This is a genomic window from Phocicoccus pinnipedialis (assembly GCF_903994035.1).
Classification (GTDB): domain Bacteria; phylum Bacillota; class Bacilli; order Staphylococcales; family Salinicoccaceae; genus Phocicoccus; species Phocicoccus pinnipedialis.
Genome location: NZ_CAJEWB010000004.1, coordinates 123,966 through 143,058, shown reverse-complemented (window position 1 = coordinate 143,058; position 19,093 = coordinate 123,966). Strand labels below are relative to the sequence as shown.

Sequence of the window (19,093 nt, the reverse complement as noted above, 5' to 3'; positions counted from 1 at the left end):
ATAATAGACTTACAATCAGTTTAAGGTGATAAAAATGAGTAAACCAATGTGCGTAAGCCAAGTCCCCATTTTTTCTGAGTTAAATAATGAACAATTAAAAGAAGTGCATAGTACCGTGAATCACCGAAAGTTTAATGCAGGCGATTATTTGTACATGGCTGAAGAAATGAGAGACACGTTATATGTTGTCCATAGCGGAGAAGTCCGTGTCTATCGTATGAGTGACGATGGCGACGAGCAGCTGTTACGCATTTTAAGAAATGGTGACTTCACTGGAGAATACGCGTTATTCGGTTCAACTGGGAAGTATGCGAACTACGCGGAAGTGACGAAAGATGCACGTGTGTGTACAATCCAAAAAGAGGATATACAAGATCTCATCAATCGCTACCCTAAGATTGGGTTAAAGATAATAGAAAGTTTCGCAGAAAGATTGAATGAGTCAGAAGCACAGACGATGGGCGCTGCGACGCTAAGTGCACGCGACCGCTTGATGGATTATATAGATAAAGAAAAAAACAACGACATCATCGAGCTATCGATGACGAAGAAGAATTTGGCGTCTCTTTTGAGCATGCAACCAGAAACACTCAACCGTACCTTCACGAGACTAGAAGCAGAAGGTGTGCTAGAAAAAATGACACACAGGAAATATAGAGTACTGTAAACATTCTTGAAATCTGGTCTGTATCGATTGAAATTTTATGACATTGAATACACAACCCCCTCTACTCGAAACAATTCAAGTAGAGGGGGTTTTTATTTTAAAATTTAACGTACTTGATACGCAACATCCCAAAGATTTAACTTAGTGCCAATATTATTCTCGAGAGCATTTTGATAGACTGTGTATGCCCATGCAACGTCATACACAGGCTGTCCACCAAGAGCAAATACGACGATATCATCTTCGTTTTCTCGAGCGTTCACTTTTTTGTTAATAATATCACCTATTTCTTTAATATGTTCAGTTGTCATTTTTTCTTCATGTATCCAATCTAAGAGTAATCGACCGACTACACCCATCTCTTTATTGTTATATGGGTATTCATCTTCATATTTTACTTCTTCATACATTTGCCAATTATCTACAACAAATTGGATGTTTTTTACTGCAAAATCAGGATCAAATGTTGCACTGCCCGAAGTAACAAATAATGCACTCTTTTTTATCCACTCACTCTTAATTTCAGGACTCACGTTACCAGCAGTTGCGATTGAAATAACATCAGAACCTTCTACTAATTCTTGTTCACTGTTAACAATTTGAACATCTACATGTTTAAATTCAGATTCTATTTTTTCTTTTAATACTTCTGATGATTTTTGATATACATCATATATCTTAACCACTTCTACTGTTTTTAGTTCGTCTAATATCGCGAAGAGACTTGACGTTCCAATTGCTCCAGCTCCAATAGTAGAAACTACTTTTGCGTCTTTTTTTGCTAAGTATCTTACACCAACACCTGGTATTGCTCCAGTTCTCCATGCACTAAGTAAGTTTGCTGACATGTACGCTAAAGGTGCGCCTGTATCCGCATCATTTAAAGTCATCATCAAAATTGAACGTGGTAATCCTTTTTCTTTATTTTCAATATTGGATCCATACCATTTACATCCTGCTACTCTGTATTTCCCACCTAAGTAAGCCGGCATTGCACAAAAGCGTCTGTCCGGACCATTTTTTGGCATATTTTCATGTTCTGGTACGTCTGGAAAGTTTACAACCATACCGTGAGAGTTGCCGAGTTTTCCACCCATGCGATAATCTTTGTCTGAAAGTAACTTAAATACTTCTTCCATCTTGTTAATACATTGCGTAGTGTTCATTACACCTGCATCAATCATATCTTGCTCATTTAGAAATAAAAAATCTACACGTTGACTCATTTCTTTCACCCTTATGTATTATTTGATACATATTGTATCACTTAATATATTCACTGTATATAAAATCGCTTAACTCTTTTAAATTTTATTTATAATAGGTAAACTAAAGAGAGCAAATACGTGGTTCAGGAGTTTTTTATGGCAAATATCTTAAAGATTATTTATAAAGAGTACGATTCATTCACACCATCCAAAAAGGCGATCGCGGATTATATCATTAATCATACAAACTACATCATTTACGATACTTTAAGCGAGCTCGCTCAAAAAATTGGTACGAGCACCACATCTATCGTACGTTTCGCGCAATCCCTTGGGTTTGATGGTTACAGCGGTTTACAAACGAGCATTCGTGAGTACACGCATGCAGATGATCCGTTCAACGCTTCAAAAACACTAGATAATATCGAAAATAAAACAACGCATGATTTATTTAAACAGTCAATCGATAAAGACATCGAGAACCTGAATCAAACTTTAAAAACAATCGATCCAACACTCCTTGAGAAATCTGTTGAAAAAATAAATACAGCAAGAAATGTATATATCATTGGGTACAATGATTCCTTTACACTCGCCTACTACATGACGATGCGACTTGGGCAAATTAGAGAAAATGTACATCTGCTCCAAAGTGTAGGAGGGGTATATCCGTATGAAATTGTAGATTCTAATAAAGATGATTTGCTGATTGCCTACTGGTTCCCAAGATATTCTTTATATACATTAAATATCATCAATCGTATCAAGAAAAACGATGGGACCGTTTTAATTATCTCGAGTTCAAACACTGAAAAGATAAAAGAATTTGGAGATATTATATTGCCTACACACGTTTATGGTGGTGGAGTAAAAGAATCTCTCATCGCGCCTATTTCACTCAGCAGCTATCTCGTAAGTCTTGCAGCCGTAAAAGACTACGATAAGGCAACAAAGTACATCAGAGAATCAGAGAAGATTTTACAAAATGGATTTTATCTTGACACATAAAAAAACTGGTATGAAAAGTTCATACCAGTTTTTTTATTTTTTTAAGAAGCCAACGGAATTCCAAAAAGGTCGCGGAATTTTGTAATCTTCACGTTCTCCGTCAATCTTACGATCGATCGGATCACCGTTTTTAATTTTTTCTGCCCAGTCTGGATTCACAATGTGCGCTTTTCCGACTGAAACAATATCAAATCCTGTTTCTAGCGCTTCTTCTGCATCTGTTTTTTCCCAGATACCGCCTGAACCGATTACAGGAATTTCTCCTAGTGCCGTCGATTTATTCTTATGATATTTATGAATCAGACACTCAATATCCTCCGTATCAATTATACTGCCACGTTTATAATCATTCAGCGAGAAGTGGAAGTAATCAATGCACTCATGCGCAAACGTGTTCAGCATCAACATCGTGTCTTGGAACGTAATACCTGGTTTCTCTAATTCTTCTGGTGAGAATCTATAACCAACAATAAAGTTATGCTTGCCTAACTTTTCTTTCATAGCCTCAATTTCTCTAATCACACGACGTCCAAATGTCAGACGTTTCTCAACATCTCCACCAAACTCGTCATCACGCGTGTTTGAGTGTGGAGAAAAGAACTGTTGGATCAGATATGTGTTTGCACCGTGAATTTCAACACCATCAAATCCTGCTTCCATGGCGCGACGTGCGGCGTCTCCGAAATGTGCGATCATTTCTTCAACCTGTTCAGCAGTCAATGCCTCTGGCTCTTCCGCATCATCACGTAACGCTTTAACTGTAGATGCACCAATGGGTTTACGCCCTTTATTTAACGTTGATTTCCCCATACGTCCCGCATGGTACAACTGTATAATCGCTTTCGAGCCCTTATCCTTAATCGCTTTAGCAAGTTCGGCTAAGCCTTCTATTTGTGTATCTTTGTTGATTCCGAGCGATCCATCAAACGCACGTCCGTAGTCTTCAATAAATGTGCTTTCCACGATGATCATCGCTGCCTCTCCAGCTCGCGCACCGTAATAATTGATTAATTCGTCAGTGACAGACCCATCAAAAAAAGAACTCATCGTTGTCATAGGTGCCATCACAATTCTATTTTTGAGCGTTACTCCTGACTTATTTAATTTCACTGATTCGAATAATTGTTTTGTCATTTAATAAACTCCAATACTCCGTAATCTTAATGCTATCAATTTAATTCTAACAAAGAAACGGGTTACAATACATAGAACAAAAGGCCGATTTAGGAATGATTTTACATTGCATAGTTTTCCTAAGATTGATAAAATTAAATCAATTTAGAGAAGACGGAGATGATTTATGATGGAAATCAAATTTATCGAAAGAAAAGATCTCAAAGAAAAACCAGATATGTCGACAGTTAAGTTCGGTAGTCAATTTACGGACTATATGCTGACAGCTTCATACGACGAAGCAAATGGATGGCATGACTGGAGAATTGAACCCTATGGTCCAATACAAATTGCTCCGACAGCGGTAGTACTTCACTATGCACAAACAGTTTTTGAAGGATTAAAAGCATACAGCGTAGATGGTGAAGCTGTACTTTTCCGTCCAGATCAAAACTTTGCACGCCTGAACCGTTCATTAGAACGTATGTCAATGGCAAAAATTGATGAGGTAGAAGCGTTAACGGCGCTTAAAGAATTACTAAAAATTGAAAAAGACTGGATCCCAACAGGCGAAGGTCAATCACTTTATATCCGTCCATTCGTGTTCGGAGACGACCACACACTAGGCGTTCATCCGTCAGATACTTATAAATTCATGATTCTGTTAAGTCCAGTTGGTGGATTATTCTCAGCAGGTACAATGGGTACAACTAAGATTTATGTTGAAGATAAATTCGTTCGTGCGGTACGCGGCGGCGTTGGTGAAGCAAAAACTGGTGGTAACTATGCCGCTTCAATGAAAGCACAGGAAGTTGCCGAAGGTTTAGGATACGACCAAGTGTTATGGCTAGATGGTGTAGAACAAAAGTATCTTGAAGAGGTTGGCGCAATGAACATTTTCTTCGTCAAAGATGGCGAACTTTATACACCAGAACTAAACGGTTCGATCTTACCAGGGGTGACGCGCATGTCGATTATCGAGTTCGCAAAAGATGCCGGGTATAAAGTACACGAAGCACGCATTCCACTTACAGACTTAGAAGCAGGTTTAAAAGACGGAAGCGTAACAGAGGTGTTCGGTGCAGGAACAGCAGCAGTTGTCGCACCAGTTGGAGAACTCAACATTCATGGTAACAAATATGTAGTTGGAGATGGGAACGTTGGTCCAGTTGCACAAGAAATTTACACAACACTTACTGGAATCCAAAACGGTAAAGTAGAAGATAAATTTAACTGGATTGTTAAAGTAGACGAATAAGATTGAACAAGAATGTTTCCTGAGAAGTTCAGTAAACATTCTTTTTTTATGGAGATTAAATATAGATTCGTTTTTTTCTTGTAATGTTTCTTAAAATAAAAAACTCAACCCGATTTAGAGTTGAGTCTTAATATTATTCTGTGACTTCAATTGATACAGATCCTACGTTTTCGTAAGTTGCTGTGTACGACCCTACTTCTAGTACGAACGGGGTTATGAAAGTGCCGCTCGACACGAACATACCAGGTTCTAAGTTTTTACCACGTTTATCGAGCTCATGCACTAACCACTTCACTGCTTCAGCTGGATGATCCATGACTTCTGTAGAGTAACCAACTTTCACTTCCTCATCGTCTTTTAAAATCGTACCCTTAATGCTTGCGATGTTCGCATAAGTCAGTTGTTTCGGCTCACCAATCACAACGCCACCTGACACTGCTGCGTCAGAGATCACTTGGAACATGTCGATATTTGGGAACCAGTTCTTGTATCGTCCATCTGGAATTTCTATCCCCGGTGAAATCGTGCATTTTCTGCAAATGTCCTCTAAAGTATCTTCAACATCTAGCGTCTCTACAATATTAAAAACAAGCTCGAGCTCAAGCAATGGTTCGTTATAATCAGTTAGACTTACCGATTCTAAAATCTGCTTGTCCGTCATCGCGCCGTATAATGGATGTGTTGAGTTAAACAGTTTTTGGGTTTTTTCTGATGTTAAAGAAATTTTGTATCCTTTCAATTTTTCACCAAGTTCTTTTTTTCGTTCTAAAAGTTTTTCTTGGTTATCATAAGCATCTATTATATTCGCGACCTCTATGTCTTCAATCCTTACTGGCGTGTTTGTTTTATACGCTTCAAATAATTCATTGCTCACTGCCATTTTTCATCATCCTTTTTTATTAGATTTAAGTAGATAAACTAAGACGCCACCAGCAACTATTAAAATGCCAAATACCGCGAATACCAACGGTAAGAATGACATGATTGGATTCTCTTCAGTGATTGTCGCGACCCCAGTCACAGGACGCTTAGGCATATTTTTCATCACTAAATCGAACTTGATATCATTCACTTTAACCATAATCGAGTCTGTTAACTTATCAACTTTTTCCTGGGAAATCCGACCTTGCTCGATATTCGTAAACATCGTATCTGACTGTGCTTTTAATTGATTTAATGCCTCAGTTCTATTATCTACATCAATTGCTTTTATTTCATTATACGCATCTACAAGTCCCGATACATCAATATTTTCATATTTTAACGTCTGCACTACTTCCTCATAACTGCTCGAAATGACTTTTCCGTTCGCATCTTTCGTAAACACTTGCACTTTATAGCTCGAGTTTCCGAGTAAGTTGTCGAGACTAAACTCTGGTTCAGTCACGTCATACTCTTTGTCGTTCACGCGCACCATATAAGTGCTCGCTTGATTATGTTCATCCCAAACGATTTTGAATGAATGTTCTGAACGCGCTATTACCATTAGGATCTTCGTGTGCAAGTTATCAAAAAAACGTGCTGTTGATGGTGCTTTTTCATATAATATGTGTTTGGATGCTTCCGTATAGTAGTAATACGCAAATGCTTCCGCAAAATATTCGTCAACATAGTTAAAATAATCATCTTCCGGGAAGATATTGTCTTTATCTTGTTTATGGGCTGCTCTAAATTCTTCCGTTGCGCTAAGTTCAACACCTTCAAATGTATACATATCGACGATGTGTCCAAATTCATGCAGTTCTAAATTAATATCACCGTGGTTATTTTTGATAGATGGCTCACTTTTGCCAATCGCAGCGTAAGAAATGAAACCCCCGAGCCCGGGTACGTTGTCCCACGGCTCTGTATGTCCGCGTGGAATGACTCCCCTCAACTCTTCAAACTCAGGCAGCTCCACAAGTTTTTTGTCAGATAAAATCATGCGCGCCCCACTATTGCTGACATTTCGAAGAATACTGTCGTCAACACGATCCAGTCGCTCGATCATCTCAGCTGCATCTTGATTATTTTTCTCCGTGGTATCAAAAATACGAAGATCTATTATTTTTTCTAAATAAGGGTTTATTTCTGCAGCTTGCGTACTAGTTACAGTCGGTAAAATGATAAACAGCAAGCCAAGCATACAGTACATAATAAATTTCTTCATGTTTGCACCTTCTCTAGCATTGTTCACTTCATTCTACTTTAAATCTCCTTGAAACCATAGAAAAAACCTTTTTAAATCGTAATATGTGTTGCGATGACATACTTACAGCGTCTCACAATTTCACATAGTTATCATCAAAACACTGTTCTATGAATGTTTATTCTAAAATAGGGTATAGTTTCTATGTTATAATAATTAACTGTATTAAGTTTTCATAACAATTAAATACAAACCAAAGGAGAATATCATGTTAAGTATTAAAAATTTAACGAAGATTTACGGCGGTAAAAACAAAGCGGTGGACAATATTTCACTCGACATCAAACAAGGTGAGTTTATTGCCTTTATTGGTACGAGTGGTAGTGGTAAAACGACAGCTTTACGTATGATTAACCGCATGATTGAGGCAACGAGTGGCTCTATTGAAATCGACGGAAAAAACATAATGCAAATGAACCCGGTAGAACTCCGTCGTAGTATAGGTTATGTAATTCAACAGATCGGTTTACTTCCTCACTTAACAATAAAAGAAAATATAGTTTTAGTACCAAAATTACTAAAATGGTCAGAGGAACGTAAAGATAAAAAAGCACGAGAGCTCATTAATCTCGTGGACCTTCCTGAATCTTATTTAGATCGCTACCCAAGCGAACTTTCAGGTGGTCAGCAACAACGTATTGGTGTAATCCGCGCGCTGGCTGCAGAACAAGACATCATTTTAATGGATGAACCTTTTGGTGCACTAGACCCAATTACACGTGATACACTCCAAGACTTAGTAAAAGTATTACAGAAGAAACTTGGAAAAACATTTATATTTGTAACACACGATATGGACGAAGCGATCAAACTTGCAGACCGTATTGCGATCATGTCTAATGGACAGCTCGTTCAATTTGACACGCCTGATGAAATTCTAAGAAATCCAGCCAACCAGTTCGTGCGTGACTTCATTGGTGAAAACAGATTAATTCAAGACCGTCCAAACATGCGTACAGTCGAAGACGCGATGATTAAACCAATTAGCGTCACTGCAGATAAATCTCTCAATGACGTTATTGCAATCATGAGAGAACGTCGCGTCGACACTATTTTTGTAACAAGAAACGATGGTTCATTACTTGGATATTTAGATATCGAAGACATCAACGAAGGCTATCGTAAAGGCAAAGATTTAATCGACATCATGCATCGAGATGTATTTAAAATTAAAAATCATGACAAGTTACAGGACTCCGTGCGTACAATTCTAAAACGTAACTTAAGAAACATTCCTGTAGTAGATGAAAACAATATTCTACTTGGGCTTATCACACGTTCAAACTTAGTCGACATCGTTTATGACTCAATTTGGGGCGAAACGCCTGTTGGAGTTGATGAAGCATGAATGAATTCTTCACTAACTACGGTCTAGAGCTCGTACAAAAAACATGGGAACATTTCTATATCTCCATCATTGCTCTATTAATTGGCGTCGTTATTGCGGTACCAGTTGGTATGTTACTTGCACGTACAAATAAACTCGGGAACTGGATTTTAATGATTGCCGGAGTCTTACAGACGATTCCAACACTCGCTGTACTCGCATTGATGATTCCGTTATTTGGTATCGGTAAAATTCCAGCGATTATCGCATTGTCGATGTACATTCTTTTACCTATTTTAAACAACACCATCATTGGTGTACGCAACATTGACCAAAATGCTAAAGAGGCAGCACTATCTATGGGAATGACGCGTCTGCAACTGATGTCACAAGTTGAATTACCACTTGCGACACCGCTTATTCTGAGTGGTATTAGACTGGCGAGTGTATATGTCATTTCATGGGCAACAATCGCAAGCTACATCGGCGCAGGGGGGCTTGGGGACTTTATCTTCAACGGATTAAACCTCTATGACCCTGTAATGATAATTATCGGTACAGTTGCCGTAACTGTGCTTGCACTACTTACTGATAAAATACTTGGTCTCGTAGAGCGCTACGCAGTACCAAAAGGAATAAACATTTCCAGATAGGAGGCAATTATGAAACGATTAAGTAAACTTTTACTCGTTGTAGTGGCTTGTCTTACGATACTATCTGGGTGTACGTTACCTGGACTTAGTGGTAGTGACAAGGACTCTATTAAAATTACAGCACTCGCAACAAGTGAATCTCAAATTATGTCGCATATGGTGCGACTCATGATTGAGCATGAAACAGACGGAAAACTAAAACCAACACTAATTAACAACTTAGGATCAAGTACGATTCAACATAATGCAATTGAAAACGGGGATGCCCAAGTGTCTGGTGTCCGTTATACTGGGACGGACTTAACAGGTGCCCTTGGCGAGGAACCTGTTAAAGATCCAAAAGCGGCACTTGAATTAACACAAAAAGGTTTTGAAGATAGATTCGATACGAAATTCTTTGACTCATATGGATTTGCAAACTCTTATTCATTTATGGTGACGAGAGAGACGGCTGATAAATTCGATTTAAAAACAATCTCTGATTTAAAAGAGTATAAAAATGAATTACGCTTAGGTGTAGATTCATCGTGGATGAACCGTAAAGGTGACGGTTATCCGGGATTCATTGAAGAATATGGATTTAGATTTGATTCCGTATCACCAATGCAAATTGGATTAGTGTACGATGCGTTGAATGCAAATTCTATTGATGTTGCGCTCGGTTATACAACAGATGGGCGTATCGCAGCATATGATTTAGTAGTACTCGAAGACGACAGACAGTTCTTCCCGCCATATGACGCATCTGCATTAGCAACAAATGAACTTCTTGAAAAACATCCCGAAGTTGAACGCGCCTTAGAGAAGCTTGTCGGACAAATTTCGACAGAAACAATGCAAAAACTCAACTACCGTGCAGACGGTGAAAGTATAGAGCCTGCAGTTGTTGCGGAAGAATTTCTAGAAGAACATAATTACTTTGAAGAAGAGGAGGAAAAATAATGGTACTTGGTAGCTTAATTTCCGATTTATCGACTTATTACAGTGATAATTTCGGATATCTCGTAAGATTATTCCTCGATCACTTACTGATGAGTATTTATGGTGTACTGTTCGCGGCAATTGTCGGTATCCCACTTGGAATATTGATTGCACGTTACGGAAAATTATCTGGTACAGTAATCACGTTTGCAAATATCATACAGACTGTTCCCGCACTTGCGATGCTTGCGATTTTAATGCTTGGTATGGGCCTTGGACAAAATACAGTGGTATTCACAGTATTCTTATATGCTCTACTCCCTATTCTAAAAAATACGTATTCTGGTATTAAAAGTGTGGATCCGAATATCACAGATGCCGGTAAAGCGATGGGTATGACGCGTAACCAAGTGCTCAGAATGATCGAGCTTCCGCTGTCATTATCCGTAATCATCGGTGGACTCAGAATTGCGCTTGTTGTTGCGATTGGAGTTGTTGCGATTGGATCATTCATTGGTGCACCAACGCTATCTGATATCATCATCCGTGGTACAAACGCGACAGATGGTACGGTGTTTATCATCGCCGGTGCATTACCAATTGCACTGATTGCTGTAATCATTGATATTGTGCTTCGTATAATTGAGCGTAAACTCGATCCGACAGTATCAGACCATGCTTCACCAGAAGAAGTTCAGAGTATAAATTAAAAAGTATCGCACAGATGTGCGATACTTTTTTAATCGGAGGGAAAACTAATGGCTTTAATAGATATCAACTTTCATTCAATGACGCTCGGAAAACATCAGACGTTTAAGGTAATCTTACCGGAACAACAAGATATGTTTCAGCCGGAAAAATCCGTGAAAAGACTGCGTACACTCCTACTTTTACATGGATTATCAAGCGATGACTCTATGTTCAGTAGATATACGAATGTTGAAATGTATGCAAATACGCATAATTTGGCAGTTATCATGCCGAATGCCGATCATTCTTTTTATCAGAATATGAAATATGGGCATAGTTATTACGATCATGTGCTCGAAGTTTGGCGTTATGCACATCAAGTGTTGCCATTATCTTGGAAGAGAGAAGATAACTATGTTGCAGGAAATTCAATGGGTGGATTTGGAGCGTTCCATTTTGCGATGAATGAACCTCAATTGTTTGAAAAAGCAGTGATGATGAGTGCAGCACTAGATATGAATGCGTCGTTTATAGATTACGACTGGTATGACTTTGATGGCCGAGCAGTCTTTGGCGACATTGATGACATTTCAGAAACTGCGATGGACACGAGATATACTATAGATTACGCGCTAAGAAAACATGGTATAGGCAAGCTGCCTAAATTATATTTTATGTGTGGCACAGAAGACGATTTAATTGAGCGTACAGATTCATTCATACAATATTTAAAAACTATAAACGTTCCGCATAAGTATGATAGAGAACCTGGTGAACACAACTGGAGTTACTGGGACAAAGGGATCAGGAAAGCAATTGACTGGATTTTTGAAGACAAAACAGTCGATACAGATAACCAGATTATGAACTGGGTGGGATAATAAAACAAAAAGAGAGTACTTCTTAAAGTCAAAGAAATACTCTCTTTTTTTGTTCCATATATAGTTATTTCTATGGGACCCTATTCTTCTGAATTAAATATATGCTATAAGTTATAATTCATTTTTTGTACATCACGCCGGTTGCTCTTCTAATCGTTTTTTCTCTATTTCAAATGCTTCTTTTTGTACTTCCGCTTCGTTGATTTCTACTTCTTGTGCCTTAAAGACATCCGCCACACTGGAGTCGTTCGCATACAGGTTAAATGATTTCAGTTTCTCATCTCTAACTTCTGTGATCGCTTCATCAATACTTTTTTCTGATAACAGTCTATACACGATCACGTTTCGCGTCTGCCCCATTCTATACGCACGTCCAATTGCTTGTAACTCTGTGGATGGTTTCCACTGCGGTTCACACAGGATAACGATATTGGCTGCTTGTATATTTAAACCAACGCCTGCTGCATCGATCTGACCAATCAACGTTGCACCGGCTTCTCGAGTAGTAAATGCATCAATCATTCCTTGACGTTCATCCATACCAACATCGCCTGAAATAATTCCTGCACTCTGCGGACCTAACGTTTCATGTATCAAGTTCAGATTATCTTTAAAGAAGCTGAAAATTAATACCTTATGTCCGTTTTCTTTCGCCTCTGTACAAATTTCCACGATGTTTGCGAGCTTCTCTGAATCATTGATATTGTTACCTGTGAATGCTGCACGTCTCATCTTCATAAGGCCAGACAGACCTTCACGAACACCATCGTTGTAGTAGCTTCGCTCTTTTTCACTCATCTCAGAGAATTTCTCTATAAAGTCAATTTCTGGTAATTCTTTTAACACATCAAAACGCTTACGGCGTAGGTATGCTGGTGACACGAGTGTCTTGAATGCTTCCGGTTCATTCATACGCGGATTACGTTCCATCTCTTCAATGATGTGCGGTTGTAAGATACCAATAAGGTGTTTCATTTCATTTACATTGTTTTCAATTGGTGTTCCTGTCATCATCATCACGTATTCACTTTTTGCTGCAATTGCCATAGCATTTTGTGTGCGCTGTGTCTTCGGATTCTTGATGAGGTGTGCTTCATCAATAATCAAGCAATCCACATAATCAAGCGTATCAATGTCTAGATTCTTCGTGTGTTCTGGATTGGTAATCAGAATACTTGGCGTTTCTAACCACTCTTTATATGCTTCATCTCTTTTCGAACCATGAAATATCTTAACTGGAATCTCTGTCCATTTTTCAATTTCATGTGCCCAGTTCGCCATCACACTCTTTGGACAAATAACAAATGCACGTGTCTTTTGCGCAGTAAATAAATGTGTAATGACACCAAGTGCCTGAATCGTTTTACCAAGACCCATCTCGTCACCAATCAGCGTGCGCTTGTTGTAGACAGCGAACTTCGTTCCAAATAATTGATACGGACGCAGTGTACCACCTGTAAGCCCTGAAACGTCGAGCTCCATGTCGGTTATTTCTTCTACTAAAATCGCAGGTAAGTCACCAGAGTGTACAGTTGGTGCTACACCCGTTCTCGACTCAATAAATGCATAGAAAGCTGCACTATCATTGATGAACGCATCTCTCACATACTTTTCATCTTGGAACTCAAGTAAGAGTTTATCGACGATTTCATGTATTTCATTTAGTTCTGGTTCGATCTGTTCAAACTTACTAAACGCATCATTTATCTGCTCCTTCTGAGACGAAGACTGGAATAGTGAAAGAAACACCCCTCGTTTCTTCTTCATCTCTCCGAGTAAAGCTTCTGCTTGATCCGTAACAGTCTCAGACTCTAATATCTCAACATCTCTTTTATACGTCGTATTGAAATACCAATGCTTCAGTAATACGAGCGAATCTTTAGACAAATTGTCCGGGTCAATCTTAGGAAACGTATTGATCGTAATGTCGCGCATCAATATGTCTTTATCTTTGATAAGCTTTTCAACCGTTTCAGGCGCAATATTGTTTAATACAACACCTAGAGACTGTGCGTCAAAACGCTTCAAATCACCAATGTTGAAAATGTTATGCTGGCGTAGGTTAGAGACTAGTTCATCATCACCTTTATTCAGTACATCAACTGGAATCACTTCAATGTCATTTTCCGCACGTTTTGCCTGCAATTTCTTAAGGGAATCTTTCATGTTTCCTTCACTAATATTCTTTAAAAAATTCTCGATGTTACGCTTCATTTGTTTCGTCTTAAACGTTTGTGTTTTAACATCCATACTCAATATATTCCCTCAATTCATTCAAATATTTGGTCCGTAATGACGTCTCGTATCGTCAACTTGTTCACCTTTCATACGTTTCATAAACAACTCTCTAAACGACTTCGGCAAGATTTCTACGTCACATAGACTCTCCATCAGACCAATATTATCTGTGTATTTGTACAGCACGTCATTCACTTTTTCTATCGTCCAGTTTGGATACTTTCTTTCTAATAAGATAAACACATCTCCTGGCTTAATTTCACCAGGCACCAACACTTTGTAATACCATCCCGTACGACCAGTTTGTTCGATTTTTTTCGCGAATTCAATGTCACGTAACCGACGTGCTGGTTTCCAACACGGGCGTCGTGGTTGTGTAATTTCGATCTGTGCGTCACCAAGCATATACACGTCGCCAATACACACATCCGACTCATCCATCCCAACAACTGAAATGTTCTCACCATTTGCTCCTGGTTTAACCTCTTTATCGAGTTCGCGACTCCATTCTTCATAATGTCTTCTCGCATATACAAACAGTGCTTTGTCGACACCGCCATGATGTTTTTTATCTGCCTGTTCATCGCCTTTTAATCCGAGCCTATCTAAAAATATACTTCTATTTACTGGAGTCTTGAAAGCCGCTGTCTCCCACACTTGGTCGAATTTATTTTCTTTACAATTATCTCCATACGTAGTAATTTTACCTGTAAAAATTTCTTTTATAATGCCTGTCGACATTATTACCACCTACTTTAAACAGAATATACTCAACTATCATTATAATTGTTTTTAACTTCAAATTCATTAATGATACAATGTAACGTATTAATGAAAGGGAGATTAAAATGAGTCATTATATTGCAGAAACTGAGATTCAACTGCTGTACGCAGATACAGATATGATGGGCGTAATGTACCACGGCAACTATGTAAAATGGTTGGAAGTTGGTCGTATTAAGTTGATTGAAGATATTGGATTTAGTTATGTAGAGATGGAAAAAGAAGGGTTTGTCGCGCCGATCCATAATGTAAACATTACATACAAAATCCCTATCCAGTACGGTGATCGCGCATTTGTCAGAACGTGGGTCAATAAAAATACAGGAATCAGAATCGAATATGGATTTGAAATAGTGAATCAAAATCGTGACGTATGCTCAGAAGGCACAGTCACATGTGTCGTGGGCAAAAAATTGTCAGAGGGCGGGTTTAAACCTGTTAACATTAAGAAAACATTCCCTGAATGGTATAATAAATACGAAGAAATTAAAGTTAAGTAAACTGAATAAATCGCAAGCCTTTGGAATAGAAGTTATTGGCAACCTAAAGGCATGCTTTTTTACATAATAATTTCATTATGATATTGCATATTATCAAAATGATATAGAAATCAGAAGAGATTTAGATTATGTTAATTCGAACACCTCATATTTTTATAGTGTGCTTCTTTTTTCTTTATTATCTCCCCTTGATACAAATGCAAGATTCCTAAGTGTATTAAAGTAACCAAATAAAAAAACATTGTGGTGAATAATCAAAAAATCATTCATCACAATGTTTAATTTATTAACTACTCGCCTTCTTTTTTAAGGCCTAAGTCTTCATATCCTTTAACCGTTTTTTCTTTAGAAACACGGTCTGCTTTTTCATTACCGTCAGTATCTAATAATCCAGCATCAATTAATGCTTTAATATTATCTTTTGTGTAATTAAAAGTTGTTTCCATAGTAGCTGTCTCACCATCTACAGTATATGTTGTTTCAATAGCACCATCTGGAACATCTTTATATGTCTCTTGGTCAATTTCCTCTTGTTGCTTAAACGCTTCTTCAGCTTGGCCTTTAGAAGAAAAGCCCCACTGATCTAACTTACCCGTTTGAATCAGTTTTTCTTTTGATACATCGTCACCGTTAGCAGTGATTTCTATCGTTGTATCTAATCCCTGAACATCCCCTTTGTATGTGTCAGTTGTTTCTTTACCACCACACGCTGCAAGTAAGAACATACTTACGAACGCAAGTAATGTTATTCTCATGAATTTCATACATAGCACTCCTCAATTATAAAATAACTTATTCTGTAATTTAAACATACCCTAAAATTGTGGTATCAACCATATTATCTCCACAATCTTGTATAATCGTTTTTGTCTTTAATATTGAATGCAATAATGTCTATTAAGAGCTGCCAATCAATCTTGTCACTAAATTTAATTTTGAATAACCCTTTTGTTTTACTGTAACCTGCAGCATCAATACGATCTGCAAACTTCTCCATTGTTTTCTCTTCAGGAGCGATAGACATGTGATTCTTCGCAACGCTGACTGCAATAATAAACGTCCCTTCATTTAAAAAGAAAGGCTGATTCCATTTCACTGTGCAGTCAAGCTCTGGAAATTCCTCATGAATAAACTCTAGGATTTCACCAACATGCGTACGCTTGTCTTTTTCTTTTATTTTTTCTAAATACGCATCAAATATCATTTATGCATCCTCTAGCTCAATTACTTTTAATGTATTTCTTATTTCATGTTGCAGATCATTCGTCCGCCACTCACGTCTATAACCGAGACACGCACATATATAATCCACACCATCCTCTACAAGGGAATGTCTAAAGTGAATGTGTCCCATAACACTGTATCTTATATTGTACTCATCATAAAATGTATTGAAGTCTGATGTGCCGATAAATGCATTATAGTAGTCGAAAATGCGGTGCGGCATCGGAACACGGAACGCTTTATGAGTCGGTACGTGCGTGACGAGGATGATGTTTTTGTCTTTAACCTTTTCTAGATCTTTACGTGCCTCATCACTGAAGTACCGAGACATCTCTTGGTCGGACATCTGCCAGTTGATTTTTACCTTGTCTTGCCAAGTCCCACCTCTAAACTCACGCTTTTTTAAATCATTGTACGAAAAACGTCCACTCGCGAAGGAATAGTCATACCACGCGGGGCTTCCGACTATCGCCCACTCATCGTTAATAATATATGGGTTGCGGATTAAAGACTCCTGTTGCATCTTGAAAAAGCGGTAGATATCCCATGTCGATTTCGCATCCTTGCTACTGTTCCAGAAATCATGATTCCCTGGTACAAATAAAACACGAATACCTGTCAATTGTTCCACCTCTTGTATGAAACGGTGTGCTTTATGATGATCATTAGCAATATCACCCGCAATAATTAAAAGTTCAATAGACTGACGAGACACTTCATTCGCAAGAGTTAAAGAAAAGTCCTTGGGCTTAATATGTTCTGTATTATAACGATCGATATGCAAATCAGAGATGATACCTATTTTCATATAAGTTTTCTCCATTCTACTTATTATTGTTATTGTATCAAAGAAATTTACAAAATTGATTTGTAAAGAATATGTTAATTTAATAAAAATACGCATAGTATACTGTATGATAGATTAAATGAATTATTTGAGGTGAACTTAATGAAACAACTTATACAACTATTTTTAGTATCATTGAAACTCGGGGTAACGTCATTTGGTGGGCCTGTTGCACACTTAGGATACTTTCACACAGAATACGTGAAACGTTTGAAATGGATGACTGAAAAAGATTATATGGAACTTGTATCACTCTCTCAGTTCTTGCCTGGACCAGCGAGTTCTCAGGTTGGTATTGGAATAGGAGTGAAGCGCGCAGGGATCATCGGGGGCATCACGAGCTTTTTAGGATTTACTATTCCGTCTGTCGTCTTGTTAATGGTATTTCAATCACTCTTAACACAGACCATACACTTAGACGGACTGATTACAGGACTGAAGCTCGTCGCTGTTGCAATCGTCTTACATGCAATTATCTCTATGACAAAAAACTTTACAACAAACTGGCAAACGATACTGATCGCATCAATCTCAATTACACTCACATTGGTTGTGAACACACCCTTTATACATATACTTGTGATACTTCTCGGGGCAGTGGTTGGGTTTATCATAATAAAACCAGAGATCAAGAAGACAAAAACACAAGTCACGCATTATATCTCGAAGAAGACAGGTATCATATCACTCATTGTATTCGTAGCAATCTTCATAATGACCCCCGTGCTTGCAAGATTGACAGAAAACATCTATGTACAAATGCTAGACTCCTTTTACAGAGCAGGATCACTTGTATTCGGTGGCGGACACGTCGTGTTGCCATTGCTAGAAGCAGAACTCGTTCCAACATACTTGGACGAAGCAACGTTCTTAGCAGGTTATGGAGCGACACAAGCTGTACCTGGACCACTCTTTACATTTGCCTCATTTTTAGGTGCAGAAATCGCGGGAATACTAGGCGGATTATTTGCGACACTCGTAATATTTTTGCCCGCTTTTTTACTGATTGTCGGTATGTTGCCATTTTGGCAACACGTGATGAAAAATGAAACACTAGCAACATCGGTAGCTGGTATTAACGCAGCAGTTGTTGGGATACTCGTGTCGACATGGGTTACTCCTATTGTAGAGACGAGCGTTGTGGGAATCGTTGAAGCGGTTATAGCATTTGTACTTTTTGTTATGATAGCAGTGATGAAGATGCCTCCGTGGACTGTGGTATTAGTTGGAGCCGTACTCGGCTTATTAGTAGGAATAGTGTTTTAATTCTTTATAGAGTCATGCGGATGAACGCGTTAAAATGCAATTAAATATCCATAGAAAAAGACCTGAGGTAACATTTCAGGTCTTTCTTTAACTTAGCGACTCACAAAAATACATTACATACAGCTAAATTTATCTAAATTTCTTCATCTTCTTCTTCTTCAAGATCTTGTTCGAAATCTCCTGAGTTTTCATCATGTTGCAATCCGCCTCTTGCGGCAATCACAAACAGACTGAATATCACAAGTATCGAAACAATTATTCCAATCATGCTCATATATATCGGCCTCCATCATTCTGCCTTTTAATTAATTATACCAAATA

General features: G+C 38.2%; 20 protein-coding genes. 10 read left to right on the top strand and 10 right to left on the bottom strand.

Annotated elements, in window-relative coordinates; all coding sequences use genetic code 11:
* The first annotated feature begins 34 nt into the window (after positions 1-34).
* On the top strand, positions 35-667 hold the full coding sequence (locus H9D55_RS01325) for a Crp/Fnr family transcriptional regulator (protein ID WP_186076164.1): 633 nt from the start codon (positions 35-37) through the stop codon (positions 665-667).
* Positions 668-771: 104 nt separating this feature from the next.
* Here the strand turns inward: H9D55_RS01325 and H9D55_RS01320 are convergent, their stop codons facing one another.
* Positions 772-1,893, bottom strand: coding sequence for a tyramine oxidase subunit B (locus tag H9D55_RS01320; RefSeq protein ID WP_186076162.1), 1,122 nt, complete (start codon positions 1,891-1,893; stop codon positions 772-774).
* A gap of 138 nt (positions 1,894-2,031) precedes the next feature.
* On the opposite strand from H9D55_RS01320, the gene H9D55_RS01315 reads away from it, so the two are divergent.
* A complete protein-coding gene (locus H9D55_RS01315) occupies positions 2,032-2,883 on the top strand; it encodes a MurR/RpiR family transcriptional regulator (RefSeq protein ID WP_186076160.1) in 852 nt (283 codons plus the stop codon).
* A 33-nt stretch (positions 2,884-2,916) separates the two neighbouring features.
* Here H9D55_RS01315 and H9D55_RS01310 read toward each other — a convergent pair whose 3' ends face one another.
* Positions 2,917-4,017: an NADH-dependent flavin oxidoreductase gene (locus H9D55_RS01310; RefSeq protein WP_186076158.1), complete on the bottom strand. Its 1,101-nt coding sequence runs from the start codon at positions 4,015-4,017 to the stop codon at positions 2,917-2,919.
* A 166-nt stretch (positions 4,018-4,183) separates the two neighbouring features.
* Between H9D55_RS01310 and H9D55_RS01305 the strand changes: the two genes are divergently transcribed.
* Positions 4,184-5,254 (top strand): branched-chain amino acid aminotransferase, encoded by a 1,071-nt coding sequence (locus tag H9D55_RS01305; RefSeq protein ID WP_186076156.1) that lies wholly within the window; start codon positions 4,184-4,186, stop codon positions 5,252-5,254.
* 133 nt (positions 5,255-5,387) lie between these two features.
* Here H9D55_RS01305 and H9D55_RS01300 read toward each other — a convergent pair whose 3' ends face one another.
* A complete protein-coding gene (locus H9D55_RS01300; RefSeq protein WP_186076154.1) occupies positions 5,388-6,134 on the bottom strand; it encodes a 2-keto-4-pentenoate hydratase in 747 nt (248 codons plus the stop codon).
* A 6-nt stretch (positions 6,135-6,140) separates the two neighbouring features.
* Positions 6,141-7,403, bottom strand: coding sequence for an anthrax toxin lethal factor-related metalloendopeptidase (locus H9D55_RS01295; RefSeq protein WP_186076152.1), 1,263 nt, complete (start codon positions 7,401-7,403; stop codon positions 6,141-6,143).
* A gap of 247 nt (positions 7,404-7,650) precedes the next feature.
* On the opposite strand from H9D55_RS01295, the gene H9D55_RS01290 reads away from it, so the two are divergent.
* From H9D55_RS01290 to H9D55_RS01270, 5 genes are read left to right on the top strand one after another with little or no spacing between them, the layout of a single operon-like run.
* Positions 7,651-8,790: a betaine/proline/choline family ABC transporter ATP-binding protein gene (locus H9D55_RS01290; protein ID WP_186076150.1), complete on the top strand. Its 1,140-nt coding sequence runs from the start codon at positions 7,651-7,653 to the stop codon at positions 8,788-8,790.
* Positions 8,787-9,422 carry an ABC transporter permease gene (locus H9D55_RS01285; protein ID WP_186076148.1) on the top strand — a complete coding sequence of 212 codons (636 nt, stop codon included), beginning with the start codon at positions 8,787-8,789 and terminating at the stop codon, positions 9,420-9,422. Before H9D55_RS01290 ends, H9D55_RS01285 begins: the two co-directional genes overlap by 4 nt.
* 9 nt (positions 9,423-9,431) lie before the next feature.
* Positions 9,432-10,364 (top strand): osmoprotectant ABC transporter substrate-binding protein, encoded by a 933-nt coding sequence (locus H9D55_RS01280; RefSeq protein ID WP_186076146.1) that lies wholly within the window; start codon positions 9,432-9,434, stop codon positions 10,362-10,364.
* Positions 10,364-11,053 (top strand): ABC transporter permease, encoded by a 690-nt coding sequence (locus tag H9D55_RS01275; protein ID WP_186076144.1) that lies wholly within the window; start codon positions 10,364-10,366, stop codon positions 11,051-11,053. Before H9D55_RS01280 ends, H9D55_RS01275 begins: the two co-directional genes overlap by 1 nt.
* 48 nt (positions 11,054-11,101) lie before the next feature.
* Complete coding sequence (locus H9D55_RS01270; protein WP_186076142.1) at positions 11,102-11,914, top strand: alpha/beta hydrolase; 813 nt, start codon at positions 11,102-11,104, stop codon at positions 11,912-11,914.
* A 132-nt stretch (positions 11,915-12,046) separates the two neighbouring features.
* Here H9D55_RS01270 and H9D55_RS01265 read toward each other — a convergent pair whose 3' ends face one another.
* Both H9D55_RS01265 and H9D55_RS01260 read right to left on the bottom strand, forming a co-directional pair.
* Positions 12,047-14,164, bottom strand: coding sequence for a DEAD/DEAH box helicase (locus H9D55_RS01265; protein ID WP_186076140.1), 2,118 nt, complete (start codon positions 14,162-14,164; stop codon positions 12,047-12,049).
* A 24-nt stretch (positions 14,165-14,188) separates the two neighbouring features.
* Entirely contained in the window at positions 14,189-14,893 is a 705-nt protein-coding gene (locus H9D55_RS01260) for an MOSC domain-containing protein (protein WP_186076138.1), read from the bottom strand.
* Positions 14,894-15,000: 107 nt separating this feature from the next.
* Between H9D55_RS01260 and H9D55_RS01255 the strand changes: the two genes are divergently transcribed.
* Positions 15,001-15,435 carry an acyl-CoA thioesterase gene (locus H9D55_RS01255; protein ID WP_186076136.1) on the top strand — a complete coding sequence of 145 codons (435 nt, stop codon included), beginning with the start codon at positions 15,001-15,003 and terminating at the stop codon, positions 15,433-15,435.
* A gap of 290 nt (positions 15,436-15,725) precedes the next feature.
* Here H9D55_RS01255 and H9D55_RS01250 read toward each other — a convergent pair whose 3' ends face one another.
* The 3 genes from H9D55_RS01250 to H9D55_RS01240 form a co-directional block, all read right to left on the bottom strand.
* Complete coding sequence (locus H9D55_RS01250; protein WP_186076134.1) at positions 15,726-16,199, bottom strand: DUF1307 domain-containing protein; 474 nt, start codon at positions 16,197-16,199, stop codon at positions 15,726-15,728.
* 74 nt (positions 16,200-16,273) lie between these two features.
* Complete coding sequence (locus H9D55_RS01245) at positions 16,274-16,639, bottom strand: iron chaperone (protein WP_186076132.1); 366 nt, start codon at positions 16,637-16,639, stop codon at positions 16,274-16,276.
* The gene (locus H9D55_RS01240) at positions 16,640-17,467 is read right to left on the bottom strand and encodes a metallophosphoesterase (RefSeq protein WP_186076130.1); all 828 of its coding nucleotides are present in this window, start codon (positions 17,465-17,467) and stop codon (positions 16,640-16,642) included.
* A 141-nt stretch (positions 17,468-17,608) separates the two neighbouring features.
* Between H9D55_RS01240 and chrA the strand changes: the two genes are divergently transcribed.
* Positions 17,609-18,772, top strand: coding sequence for a chromate efflux transporter (chrA, locus tag H9D55_RS01235; protein WP_186076128.1), 1,164 nt, complete (start codon positions 17,609-17,611; stop codon positions 18,770-18,772).
* Between the two features lie 133 nt (positions 18,773-18,905).
* Here the strand turns inward: chrA and H9D55_RS01230 are convergent, their stop codons facing one another.
* Positions 18,906-19,046, bottom strand: coding sequence for a hypothetical protein (locus H9D55_RS01230; protein WP_186076126.1), 141 nt, complete (start codon positions 19,044-19,046; stop codon positions 18,906-18,908).
* Between the last annotated feature and the right edge of the window lie 47 nt (positions 19,047-19,093).

Excerpts from the sequence above, each read along its gene's own strand:
- H9D55_RS01325 (WP_186076164.1), top strand. The coding sequence starts at position 35 with ATGAGTAAACCAATGTGCGTAAGCCAAGTCCCCATTTTTTCTGAGTTA.
- H9D55_RS01320 (WP_186076162.1), bottom strand. The coding sequence starts at position 1,893 with ATGAGTCAACGTGTAGATTTTTTATTTCTAAATGAGCAAGATATGATT.
- H9D55_RS01315 (WP_186076160.1), top strand. The coding sequence starts at position 2,032 with ATGGCAAATATCTTAAAGATTATTTATAAAGAGTACGATTCATTCACA.
- H9D55_RS01310 (WP_186076158.1), bottom strand. The coding sequence starts at position 4,017 with ATGACAAAACAATTATTCGAATCAGTGAAATTAAATAAGTCAGGAGTA.
- H9D55_RS01305 (WP_186076156.1), top strand. The coding sequence starts at position 4,184 with ATGATGGAAATCAAATTTATCGAAAGAAAAGATCTCAAAGAAAAACCA.
- H9D55_RS01300 (WP_186076154.1), bottom strand. The coding sequence starts at position 6,134 with ATGGCAGTGAGCAATGAATTATTTGAAGCGTATAAAACAAACACGCCA.
- H9D55_RS01295 (WP_186076152.1), bottom strand. The coding sequence starts at position 7,403 with ATGAAGAAATTTATTATGTACTGTATGCTTGGCTTGCTGTTTATCATT.
- H9D55_RS01290 (WP_186076150.1), top strand. The coding sequence starts at position 7,651 with ATGTTAAGTATTAAAAATTTAACGAAGATTTACGGCGGTAAAAACAAA.
- H9D55_RS01285 (WP_186076148.1), top strand. The coding sequence starts at position 8,787 with ATGAATGAATTCTTCACTAACTACGGTCTAGAGCTCGTACAAAAAACA.
- H9D55_RS01280 (WP_186076146.1), top strand. The coding sequence starts at position 9,432 with ATGAAACGATTAAGTAAACTTTTACTCGTTGTAGTGGCTTGTCTTACG.
- H9D55_RS01275 (WP_186076144.1), top strand. The coding sequence starts at position 10,364 with ATGGTACTTGGTAGCTTAATTTCCGATTTATCGACTTATTACAGTGAT.
- H9D55_RS01270 (WP_186076142.1), top strand. The coding sequence starts at position 11,102 with ATGGCTTTAATAGATATCAACTTTCATTCAATGACGCTCGGAAAACAT.
- H9D55_RS01265 (WP_186076140.1), bottom strand. The coding sequence starts at position 14,164 with ATGGATGTTAAAACACAAACGTTTAAGACGAAACAAATGAAGCGTAAC.
- H9D55_RS01260 (WP_186076138.1), bottom strand. The coding sequence starts at position 14,893 with ATGTCGACAGGCATTATAAAAGAAATTTTTACAGGTAAAATTACTACG.
- H9D55_RS01255 (WP_186076136.1), top strand. The coding sequence starts at position 15,001 with ATGAGTCATTATATTGCAGAAACTGAGATTCAACTGCTGTACGCAGAT.
- H9D55_RS01250 (WP_186076134.1), bottom strand. The coding sequence starts at position 16,199 with ATGAAATTCATGAGAATAACATTACTTGCGTTCGTAAGTATGTTCTTA.
- H9D55_RS01245 (WP_186076132.1), bottom strand. The coding sequence starts at position 16,639 with ATGATATTTGATGCGTATTTAGAAAAAATAAAAGAAAAAGACAAGCGT.
- H9D55_RS01240 (WP_186076130.1), bottom strand. The coding sequence starts at position 17,467 with ATGAAAATAGGTATCATCTCTGATTTGCATATCGATCGTTATAATACA.
- chrA (WP_186076128.1), top strand. The coding sequence starts at position 17,609 with ATGAAACAACTTATACAACTATTTTTAGTATCATTGAAACTCGGGGTA.
- H9D55_RS01230 (WP_186076126.1), bottom strand. The coding sequence starts at position 19,046 with ATGAGCATGATTGGAATAATTGTTTCGATACTTGTGATATTCAGTCTG.